Annotated in this window: 10 protein-coding genes; 9 read left to right on the top strand and 1 reads right to left on the bottom strand. The window is 52.5% G+C overall.

Going from position 1 to position 10,163, the window contains the following annotated elements; genetic code table 11:
• Positions 1-340: 340 nt before the first annotated feature.
• From IG168_RS21020 to IG168_RS16265, 6 genes are all read left to right on the top strand, one after another.
• Positions 341-547 carry a carboxymuconolactone decarboxylase family protein gene (locus IG168_RS21020; RefSeq protein WP_404932005.1) on the top strand — a complete coding sequence of 69 codons (207 nt, stop codon included), beginning with the start codon at positions 341-343 and terminating at the stop codon, positions 545-547.
• Between the two features lie 689 nt (positions 548-1,236).
• Complete coding sequence (locus IG168_RS16285) at positions 1,237-1,617, top strand: hypothetical protein (protein ID WP_193165561.1); 381 nt, start codon at positions 1,237-1,239, stop codon at positions 1,615-1,617.
• A gap of 105 nt (positions 1,618-1,722) precedes the next feature.
• Entirely contained in the window at positions 1,723-2,013 is a 291-nt protein-coding gene (locus IG168_RS16280; RefSeq protein WP_193165559.1) for a hypothetical protein, read from the top strand.
• Positions 2,014-2,265 carry a DUF2059 domain-containing protein gene (locus IG168_RS21015; protein WP_193165567.1) on the top strand — a complete coding sequence of 84 codons (252 nt, stop codon included), beginning with the start codon at positions 2,014-2,016 and terminating at the stop codon, positions 2,263-2,265.
• A 166-nt stretch (positions 2,266-2,431) separates the two neighbouring features.
• Positions 2,432-2,968 carry a hypothetical protein gene (locus IG168_RS16270; RefSeq protein ID WP_193165557.1) on the top strand — a complete coding sequence of 179 codons (537 nt, stop codon included), beginning with the start codon at positions 2,432-2,434 and terminating at the stop codon, positions 2,966-2,968.
• 128 nt (positions 2,969-3,096) lie between these two features.
• The gene (locus IG168_RS16265) at positions 3,097-3,711 is read left to right on the top strand and encodes a hypothetical protein (protein WP_193165555.1); all 615 of its coding nucleotides are present in this window, start codon (positions 3,097-3,099) and stop codon (positions 3,709-3,711) included.
• Between the two features lie 434 nt (positions 3,712-4,145).
• Here the strand turns inward: IG168_RS16265 and IG168_RS16260 are convergent, their stop codons facing one another.
• Complete coding sequence (locus IG168_RS16260) at positions 4,146-5,006, bottom strand: SDR family NAD(P)-dependent oxidoreductase (RefSeq protein WP_193165553.1); 861 nt, start codon at positions 5,004-5,006, stop codon at positions 4,146-4,148.
• A gap of 114 nt (positions 5,007-5,120) precedes the next feature.
• On the opposite strand from IG168_RS16260, the gene IG168_RS16255 reads away from it, so the two are divergent.
• From IG168_RS16255 to IG168_RS16245, 3 genes are all read left to right on the top strand, one after another.
• The gene (locus tag IG168_RS16255; RefSeq protein ID WP_193165551.1) at positions 5,121-6,026 is read left to right on the top strand and encodes a LysR family transcriptional regulator; all 906 of its coding nucleotides are present in this window, start codon (positions 5,121-5,123) and stop codon (positions 6,024-6,026) included.
• A gap of 456 nt (positions 6,027-6,482) precedes the next feature.
• Positions 6,483-7,379, top strand: a complete 897-nt coding sequence (locus IG168_RS16250) for an alpha/beta fold hydrolase (protein ID WP_226877060.1) — start codon at positions 6,483-6,485, stop codon at positions 7,377-7,379.
• 498 nt (positions 7,380-7,877) lie between these two features.
• Entirely contained in the window at positions 7,878-9,431 is a 1,554-nt protein-coding gene (locus IG168_RS16245; protein WP_193165549.1) for an amino acid permease, read from the top strand.
• Positions 9,432-10,163 lie beyond the last annotated feature (732 nt).

Genomic DNA, 10,163 nt, shown 5'->3' with positions numbered 1-10,163 from the left:
GGCTGCGCTTCGCTCCGCCACCATTTTTCCTGTGCTTTTGGCGTTATGTGAAATTTATGGAGCAAACTCTTGAGCTACTATATATAGTATTGATTTGTAAACTGAGGGCAAGCTGGACAGGCGCTTGTATTCCTGAGTCGCAAATCTAGGAGAACACAAGGAGGCATAAACCATGAGCAACCAAAGTACACAAGCCAATTCGTACCCCAGCAGATTACAGAAATTTCAGAAAAATTCTCGCTCTCTTTCGTCCTCTCAACCTGCTTTAATGAAGGCGTTTTGGGGACTTCGAACAGCAGCTGTGGCTCCCGGAGCACTCGATAGCAAGACAAAATAGCTCATTGCTCTGGCTATCAGTGTTTCCGCACGTTGCGACGACTGCATTGCACACCATGTCTATGATGCGCTTGAAGCAGGGGCAACGAAGGAGGAGGTTACCGACGCACTAGGCGTAGCAATACTCATGGGTGGTGGTACCAGCGTAGTTTATGCATCCCATGCTATTGAGGCGCTTGAACAATTCTCTGAAGGTGGTAGGTCGGTATGAATTCGTCGCACATAACGATGTAAATCAACCTGACACATTTTTCGTTCGCTGTGCTCACAAAAAACGGTCAGGTTATTTACGGCGTTATGTTCTGTATAGGTAGTAAGCTGTGATTAGATCATTTTTAGTGTTCGTGTTGGCGCTCATAGTGCTGTATGTGGGGAAAATTTTCGGGACGATTTTGGTTGATTACGCACATCTGTACTATTGGAAATCAAATGGATTGAGCGCTGATGATATTTCTGCTTTAGGCCCGATATATAGCGCTGCTTATGCTTACCATTTTTGCGGCCTACTATTCAGTTTTTTCTCCGGTTGTGTCATCGGCAAATATGTAAGGTGGCAAGCAAAAAACTTTTGCGTAAGTCTAATATTTATTCATGTAGTTGCTAGCCTGTTTGTTGCATATCTTAGTTTCGCTGAGATGTCTATATTGCCAACTTGGTATATAGTTTCGACTATTCCATTTTTAATTCTAACTTTTGTACTCATTTTTTTGGGATTTAGGTACTCTGAAAATGAACATAACAATGCCAGACAGTAAAGCTTCTGGCCTTCGACCCTCCGCGGGACGTCCTACTTTTTGCACTTTGTTGCGCGGGTCGCTACGCTCCCATTATCGCGCAACATAGCGCACAAAGTAGGCCGCCCCTGCTGGCGGAGTTATGCATCAGAACTAGATAATCAGCATGAATAAAATTTTTTCTACGATAGCTTTTCTCATTTTCAACAACTTGGCTTTTTCAAATTGTTCAGAAGAGCAAGAAACGGCCGAAATAGAAATGAACATTCAGATAGAGGGGCATTCCTCTAATACGGCCACTCAGCATGAAGAAATGGATTTATTCAAGGTGGAAGTCCCTGCATCTGTATCTGGAATCCCCTTAGTAGCTATGTTCCTTACAGAAGGCGAAGTCGCTAGTTTCTGGATACCAGTTTCTTACAGAATACTTGATGATAAAGCCATTTTTCAGTTCCCTGCATATCGTGATTCAATCAAAGACTTTGAGGTGGCGGCACAGTATGAGTCTGGGTCCTGTCTGAAGTATGTACAGAAGCTACTAGAGTAAATGCATAACAAGCGGTTGTAAGCGCCGCAAAAGAACGCGGCTAGGACGGCTTACGCTACGCTTCAGCCGCCCCTAAACCGAGCGTTAACATTAGGATGTCTGCATATGAATAAATTCATAATCATCGCGATTTTGGTGGTTTCTTGTTCAGCCGATGCTTCGCCATTAGAGTATTCAACTGTTGTTAGATATTTGAAAGCAAGTGGTATGTATAACCATGAACTAGGGACGTATGAATACATTACAGAGTTTACGTCCTCTAAAATATCTGATTTCGGTAGAAAAAATATGACTATGGCCGGATATCCAGAAGAAAAGATATTGGCCTATGAAGTGGCGATATCAAAATATACACCAAAGATAAAATTAGATTTCTTACGGCGGTTGAAAAAATAAATACCTGAAAAATCACTTATAAACGATTTATATTATGCACCACTTTCTAAAGAATTTAGCAACGAAGAGCTAGTTGAGGTAATAGAATTTCTAGAATCGTCTACGGGGCGAAAGTTTATTAAAGCTCAAAGCCAATTTTTGTCCTATTATACGTCTGCTATAGGTGCCCTGTATTCTAGTAAATTGCGCGAATGGTACCGCGAGGAAATTAACAAATATAAAATTCTCATCACAAAAGAGGCGGAGGGGTAGATATGCTAACATGCGCAAGCAGTTTACTCCGGCCCTTCGGGCCTCCGCGGGACGCCCAACGCTATGCACATTTTGTGCGGGTCGCTGCGCTCCCGGTTTCGCACAAAATGTGCATAGCGTTGGTCGCCCCTGTTGCGGGCGTTAGGCAAAACCAAGAATAAAATATATGGATACTAATTCGGCTAAAGCAATTTCTTTACTTCTTGAGCTTCAGGACAAAGGTGTTTTAGGTTGGCCCATAGATCTTGAGCTACAGAAACCATCCGAAGAAGATGGCGCGTCGGAAACGAAATACTGGTTTGATGGCGATAAGTGGAAGAAAGAAAAATACAAAATCATTAAATTTGGTCAAGATGGCACCGGCTCATCATATTGCCTATGGTATTACCCAGAGTTAACGGGAGAGCCCCCAGTTGTATTTTTTGGTTCCGAAGGTGAGCTCTACAATGTTGCTATAAGTGTTAAGGAGTTTGCGCGGTATTTGGGTGCTGGTTATGATTTCGGCTTTGGTGGCTGGTTCGCTGCTGACGAAGAAAATGATCCAGATGCGATCGATCGAATGAAACTGCAAAAAGAAATTGAGAGTGTTTACGGTGCACTAGAAGGCAACCCCGAAGAGCTTCATCAAAAATTACTGTCTGCACACCCTAGCTTGGAAGAATGGGTAGATAAACAAGTAGAGCAATATGGGTTTAGCGGGTAATGCCTAACAAAAAGCTCCACGCGGACACATACTGCTTCACTCGTTTTTGTGTATGTCGCTCCGCTCCATTTTTACACAAAAACTCTCTCCGCAGTATGTGCCGGTCAACTTGGCGTTAAGAGTCAGGCATGAATACCACTGAGGAGATCGTAAAGGCTGAACTAGATCCACCCCTCATGGAGAGGGGGTTTCTATATCGCGATCTTTGTTATTTTAAGAATCATTCGAGCGGCCTCACCTCAATGATTTCCTTGGACTTTGACGGTGAGAGTTTTAGGGTTTTCTTGGGTGTTTCAAGGCAGCAAGAGCGTCCAGATAAGGGTTCGCCCCCGGAAGGCGCGTATCTATACAGCTACTTTACCGGCGGAAGCCTCTCGAATCATCCAAAAGATATTACATTTAAGGGTGCCGAGGGATTACGCAACAAGATAGGCCGATTACGAAAGAGTCTTGAAGGCGTAATATTTCCATTTTTTTCGCCCAGTGCCAGTGTAGAGCTATACGCAGACAACCTCAGATCAAGTGAGTGCATGGTGGCCTACGACATATACCAGGAGCTCGGCTTGAAACGGAAAGCCATTGAGGCTGGCAAAGTTGTCCTTGAGCATTATAAGAACATGAGAGACATCCCAAAGATTCAGTTCAAACTATTAGAAGTCGAGAGATCCCTTGGGCGCAGTGAGGGGGCTCTTAACAAATTGCTGCAACGGATCAAGAAAAGCTTTGCTTTTCTCTCTCGCTGAGCAAAGCGTTAGGCCGCAAATTGAATACCGGAAATCGCAAGACGGACCCTGTCTTTCGCGCTATCGAAGCCTTTCGATCGGCTCAAGATGCCGAGGCAAGTAATCGTGCGTACACACTTATTCTTGAGGCCGCTGGCAACAACCACGCCGGCACATACAATTCGTCCGTTTTTCCTCTAATCGACGCCCTGACGGAAGCGCTTTCACAAGCAGGGCAATGGTCGTAACGCGCGGTTCTAGAAGCATTGATTGACCTGTTTGGTTGCACCGACGATTCTGACCAGTCACGCCAAGACAACAGGATCTCCCAGCCATGGTAATTGATCACGATGAAAGTCCGCTTCTGGTCGGAAGCGGACAATCGCTAACTACCGAACTCACAGCGTTGCTCCCGCCATGGAAAAAGGTTGCGCAACGCTTACGCTGTCGAGAGATTAGGTAGGCATGGGCGGTGTCGGCCCCATGTTGGTCGCATCTGTCGACATACTGACCTCGCGCCAACTGGCCGCCTCACTGCTGCGCGCCTGGTCGACCTGCTCGCTCATCTGAACGGCGTCACTGCCCAACAGCAGGTGTGCGGGGAGCCGATCCCGCGTGGCCAGGCGCAGGACGAGCTGGGCAACCTTGGTCGGATCACTGGTTTCCTGGCCCCACAGTGACGAAAGCAGGGTCACAAACGCACCCACCGACGGCTCGTAGTCCGGAAGTAGAGACGGAATGTTTTGCGTCGCGCGGGTACCCCAGTTGGTGCGCATTGCCCCCGGCTCCAGGGCGCACACCTTGACGCCGAAGGGGGCAACCTCCTGGGCCAGCGCTTCGGTAAAACCGCCTACGGCCCACTTCGCGGCATGGTAGGCGGCGCTGCCAGGAGTGGCCATGCGTCCTCCCAGCGATGAAATCTGAAAGATGTGACCGCTTCGTTGATTGCGCATGGCAGGCAACGCCGCACGCGTCATATGGACGACGCCGTAAAAGCACGTATCGATCAGCGCCTGAAAGTCTTGCTCGGAAACTTGTTCGAACGGTGCCACGTCACCGTATCCGGCATTGTTCACTACTACGTCCAGACGGCCGAACGTGTTGAGGGCAACGTCGACGGCCTGTCGAGCCGCTGCCGAATCCGTTACGTCAAGTGTCGTGGGACGGACACGATTTCCGTAGCGATCAACAAGACCCTGTAAGCGACTTGGGTCGCGGGCGGTCGCCACCAGTTGGTCACCTGAGGCGAGCACGGCTTCTGCAATGTGGCGGCCCAGGCCGCTCGCACTGCCAGTGATTAACCAGACCTTGGACATGGGATTCTCCGTTGAGGTTGGCGCCCAGTTGCGCCGGTGACTACAAGCTACGCCCTGGCCTCTATTAAGAGAATCATCTATTATCTAAATAGACTATTAAGGAAACAGTGCATAATGCGTGGTGCCGAATACGCAGAGCTAAAAGCCTTTGCCGCGGTAGTGGAACGCGCGAGCTTTGCCCGTGCCGCAGACCATTTGGGTCTTTCGGCCTCAGCGCTCAGCCAGACCATTCGCCGCCTAGAACAGCGGTTGGGGGTTCGATTGCTCAACCGGAACACTCGCAGCGTGGCACCGACGTCCACGGGCGAACAGCTCTACGAACGAATCGCACCCATGATGCGCGCGATGGACGCGGCCGTTGCTGATGCCGTCTCGTCAAGCGGACGCGTTGCTGGGCGCTTGCGCATCAACACGCCTCGTTTCGCCGCCGTACGTTTCATTGCGCCGCGGCTAGGGCGATTCCATCTGCAATATCCAGACATCGAACTCGAACTGGTCATCGACGAAGGCTTGAGCGATATTGTCGCTGGGCATTTCGACGCCGGCATTCGAATTGGCGAGCGGCTGGAAAAGGACGTTATCGCTAGGCCCCTGATGCCGGACTTCGAAATGCTGGCGGTCGCCTCGCCGGACTACCTATCGCGTCATGGGGTACCGAACGAGCCGGCCGATTTACTTGACCACCAATGCATTAACTTTCGCTACCCGGGCAGCGGTGAGATGTACCGGTGGGCCTTCGCCAAGGGCGGCAAGAATGTCGAGATGGGTGTTACCGGACCGCTGATCAGTAACGATCAGGAAGTGATTCTGGAGGGCGCGCTACAAGGCCTCGGCATCGCCTACACCTTTGACAACCGAATCTACCAGTGGATCAAGGAAGGTCGGCTAATACGTTTGCTCAAGGACTGGTCGCCAACGTTGCCCGGCCTGTTTCTTTATTACCCGCGCGCGCGGCACCCACAGTCAATATTGAAGGCGTTTATCGACTGCATGCTGGATCGCGACCTGGATCCAAGATGATAGGTTCGAGTCGAAAACAGACTGGTCCTCTCAGCCGTCGGATGATCACAACTTCTGGTCGTGCGATGCAATTGACGCGGCGCACGCAACCTGTTCGGTTCTTTCGAGCCAGATTACGCCGCATTGGATCGCGAGCAACTATCGGGTGGTCTACGGAGATGAGTATTTTCCCAGGAGTCACTCATTACGGCTATTGCCTCGGCCCCTGGAGTTGCATCAGATAGCGCCAAAAAGCCGTTGCAACTACTCCATGGCGCAGCGGCCCAACTATTCATTCAAGGCGAACCCGCTTCGCGGGTCGCCTCAGTTCCGGCGTTAGGCATCCGAGTCCCCAAAAAATTCACAACCGATGTCGATTTCGAAATTTCTCGTACGACTATATAGAGGGCTAAGGGCTGGCCGATCAAGATCGACCGGCCTTTTCATCCTTGTATATTCTTTCGAGAAGATTTCACCATGAATAAAAGAATCGTCATGCAGCTTCTGCATTTAACCACAACAGTAGCAATATTAACTTTCGGGCGCGTTGCGCCAATAGCAGCACAGAATGCGGAGCAATTAGCAATGAATCAGAACCAAAAAGCAGTTCAGACAGGCTACGCCCCTATCAACGGTCTGCGAATTTACTTCGAGATCCACGGCATCAAGAACTCAGCGCAGCCGCCTCTAGTGCTGCTACACGGCGGTGGCGATACAATCAATACGTCGTTTGGTCACATCCTGCCAGAACTATCCCGCTCCCGGCAGATCATTGCGTTCGAACAGCAGGGCTATGGACATACCGCAGACATCATAGAGCGGCCATTCAGCTTCGAGCAGTCGGCCGACGACACTGCCGCACTGTTGGACTACCTGCATATTGAAAAAGCCGATCTCTTCGGTTTCAGCAACGGTGGTACCATCGCGTTACAGGTGGCGATTAGGCATCCAAAGCTCGTGCGCAAGCTAGTACTGGCTTCGACCCTTCTCAAGCGCGATAGCGCGTATCCGTGGCTCTGGGACGCGATGGCTAATGCCAAGTTAGAAAACATGCCACAGGAGCTGCAAGTAGAATACCTCAAGGTTGCGCCTCACCCAGAGAATCTACCGCTATTTCACGACAAAGCCGCGCGACGTGTGCTGGAATTTAAGGACATTCCAACTGATGCGATCCGCAGCGTTTCCGCGCCGACGCTGGTTGTTGTCGGCGACGCCGACGTCATACGCCCGGAACACGCCGTAGAAACATTCCGGCTCCTCCAGCACGCTCAGCTCGCCGTGCTTCCCGATACAGATCACATGAAAGTGACGACGCGGATCGATTGGTTGGTGCCGATGATCAAAGGGTTTCTGCAAGCACCGAAGGCAAAGTAACGGAGGCCCTTCAGTTTTGCTTTACATCGGGCCAGAAGATGCCTAACAAAACGCTGCTGTCGGACAAATTTTCCGCTGTGCTCCAAATTCGCAACAGAGCGCGGCATTATAATCGCCATGAATAAAAAGAAGAGCAAGAAGCTGTCTGACGAAGAGGTAGAGAAACTTTACCCAAATGAAAAGTACATCAGAGATTATTCGGCGGTGACGCCAGGGTTTCTGCGATGGCTCTCTGTTGGCCTGTTAGTTCTTACTTTTGTGTTAGCTAAGCTCGGTATTTTGGAGGCTTTACCTGCTAGAGTTAACGAGATATCCAACTCAGGTAGGTTCAGTGGGCGGTGAAATTTATGACAAGCAAAGGCAGCATCGCCCTTCTGGCTGGACGCGCTAACGCGCGCCGCTGCTTTGGGCGTTAGGAGAATCACCGAAGAAGGAAATTTTTTAAATAGCGATAAACCAGAAGGATATCAAATACATTCTTATAGCAAGGGGTAATGTATGGGATTCTGGTCGAGACTGATCCGACGCAAGTCGGTCGAACAGCTGCAGGCGGACGCAGGCGTCAGCACCGATTTCCGTCGCACCATGGGCGTGTGGCAGCTCACCGCCATCGGCATCGGCGCCATCGTCGGAGTCGGCGTGTTCGTGCTGGCGCCCAACGAGGCCGCGCTCAATGCCGGGCCGGCCATCATCATCAGCTTCCTCGTCGCCGGCATCGGCAGTGCCTGTGCGGCGCTTTCCTACGCCGAATTCGCCGGCATGATCCCGGTCACCGGCAGCGCTTACACCTACGGCTACGCCGTGCTGGGCGAGTTGCCCGCCTGGATCATCGGCTGGGACCTGCTGGTGGAGTACGCGCTGATCGTCGGCGTGGTCGCGGCGGGCACGTCCAACTACCTCCAATCGCTGATTACCCAGATCACCGGCCTGCACCTGCCGGTATGGCTGCAGGGCGCCTATGATCCGGCGCACCCGGACAGCGGGCACGCGGTCAACCTGATCGCGATGATCGTGGCCCTGGGCATCGCCTGGGTGCAGATCATGCGCACCGAGATCGGCGCCAAGCTGAACACCATCGTCGTCACCATGAAGGTGATCGGCGTGATCATCGTCATCGTCGCCGGCGCGTTCTACGTGCACGCGTCCAACTGGACGCCGTTCATTCCACACGAAGTGCATGACGCGGTGGCCACTGGCGGGACCCGCTACGGCTGGAACGGCGTGCTGGTCGCGGCCAGCATCGTGTTCTTCGCGGTGTTCGGCTACGACACCCTGACCACCGCGGCCGAGGAGGCCAATAACCCGCAGCGCGACCTGCCGCTGGCCGTGGTGCTCTCGCTGACCATTTCCATGGTGATGTACCTGGCGATCTCGCTGGTGCTGACCGGCATGGTGCCCTACAACGGCTGCATGGACCCGAACCAGGCCGCCGGCCACTGCGACCAGATGATCCTGGCCAGCCAGGCCCCGGTCAGCGCGGTCTTCGAGGCCCGCGGCCTGCACTGGATCGGCGCCATCATCAATATCGCGGCCGTGTGCGGTATTGCCAGCGTGGTGTTCGCATTCATGCTGGGTGCGGCGCGCATCTGGTTCGCCCTGGCGCGCGACGGCCTGCTGCCGGGCTGGTTCGCCAAGAGCCACCCGGTGCACGGCACGCCGTACCGCCCGACCATGCTGCTGGGCATCTTCACCGCCCTGGCGGCCGGTTTCCTGCCGATCCGCGAGCTGGCCGAGCTGGTCAACATCGGCACCCTGTCGGCGTTCATCCTGATCTGCGCCTCGGTGCTGATCCTGCGCATCAAGCGACCGGACATTCCGCGCCGCTTCCGCACACCGGTGCTGTGGCTGCTGGCACCGCTGGGCATCGTGTTCTCGCTGTTCCTGATCATCGGCTGGCCGTGGTTCAAGGACGGGCATTTCGCCCCGATCGGCGGCCTGGATATGGTCACCATCCTGCGCTTCATCATCTGGATGGCGATCGGCTTCGTGATCTACTTCGGCTACGGCATGCGCCACAGCAAGGTCGAGCAGCACAACAACGGCGAGCTGTGAGCGCCGTCATGCGCCTGCCGTCCCGGCATGGCCTTTGGCATACGGGACGGACGGGACTCCTGTTCGAGGATGAAACAATCGCCCGCCTCCCGGACCGGAGTGGTGGCTAAAAATTTCAAAGACTATGTTTGGCTGTTTGCAAACGGCATAGGGCCATATGAAGCAGTGACGTACCCTCAACTAGAGCGCCCAAGGAATCCTGATTTCTTGGAATTCGCAGAAAAGTATGCTCTCTCCTGTGAGGGAAGCGCTAGAGAGATTCTTGGGAGAGCAAACAATGAGTTTCCTGATTTCGAAGAAACTATTGACCAGCAGTGCCGTTAGGGTTGAAGGAGCCTAACAAGGCCGAGCACGCGACAAGTGCATGTCGGAAGCGTTAAAGGTAATTCATGCTCCGAGTGATAGTGATACTTACGTTTTTGATAGCTTTGCCGGCAATTGTTAGCGCAACTACGCTTCAGAAAGCGGAACTATCTGGCACTTGGGTGCCTTCGGGAGAGATGCCGAGAGAGGAAGGTGCGGCTGAATATGTTCTTACAGTGGAGCCAGATATGAGCACCACCTACAATGGTATAAACAGTGGGGCACATCTAAAATGCCAGAACAAACCAAGCGCAGGTAGATTACCCTAACGTCTATCGAGAGCACCGCAGGATGGCCCATGCCTCGCTTCGGCCTACCCTGCCGGCGGATCAGTTTCAGGCTGATCCGCCCTCTTGGAATGGCAACAAC

The organism is Microbulbifer hainanensis (genome assembly GCF_014904735.1).
Classification (GTDB): Bacteria; Pseudomonadota; Gammaproteobacteria; order Pseudomonadales; family Cellvibrionaceae; genus Microbulbifer; species Microbulbifer hainanensis.
The sequence above is the reverse complement of the archived record's forward strand: the minus strand, read 5'-3'. Positions and strand labels throughout refer to the sequence as shown.

Excerpts from the sequence above, each read along its gene's own strand:
- IG168_RS16255 (WP_193165551.1), top strand. The coding sequence starts at position 5,121 with ATGCGTGGTGCCGAATACGCAGAGCTAAAAGCCTTTGCCGCGGTAGTG.
- IG168_RS16265 (WP_193165555.1), top strand. The coding sequence starts at position 3,097 with ATGAATACCACTGAGGAGATCGTAAAGGCTGAACTAGATCCACCCCTC.
- IG168_RS16245 (WP_193165549.1), top strand. The coding sequence starts at position 7,878 with ATGGGATTCTGGTCGAGACTGATCCGACGCAAGTCGGTCGAACAGCTG.
- IG168_RS16270 (WP_193165557.1), top strand. The coding sequence starts at position 2,432 with ATGGATACTAATTCGGCTAAAGCAATTTCTTTACTTCTTGAGCTTCAG.
- IG168_RS16250 (WP_226877060.1), top strand. The coding sequence starts at position 6,483 with ATGAATAAAAGAATCGTCATGCAGCTTCTGCATTTAACCACAACAGTA.
- IG168_RS16285 (WP_193165561.1), top strand. The coding sequence starts at position 1,237 with ATGAATAAAATTTTTTCTACGATAGCTTTTCTCATTTTCAACAACTTG.
- IG168_RS16260 (WP_193165553.1), bottom strand. The coding sequence starts at position 5,006 with ATGTCCAAGGTCTGGTTAATCACTGGCAGTGCGAGCGGCCTGGGCCGC.
- IG168_RS16280 (WP_193165559.1), top strand. The coding sequence starts at position 1,723 with ATGAATAAATTCATAATCATCGCGATTTTGGTGGTTTCTTGTTCAGCC.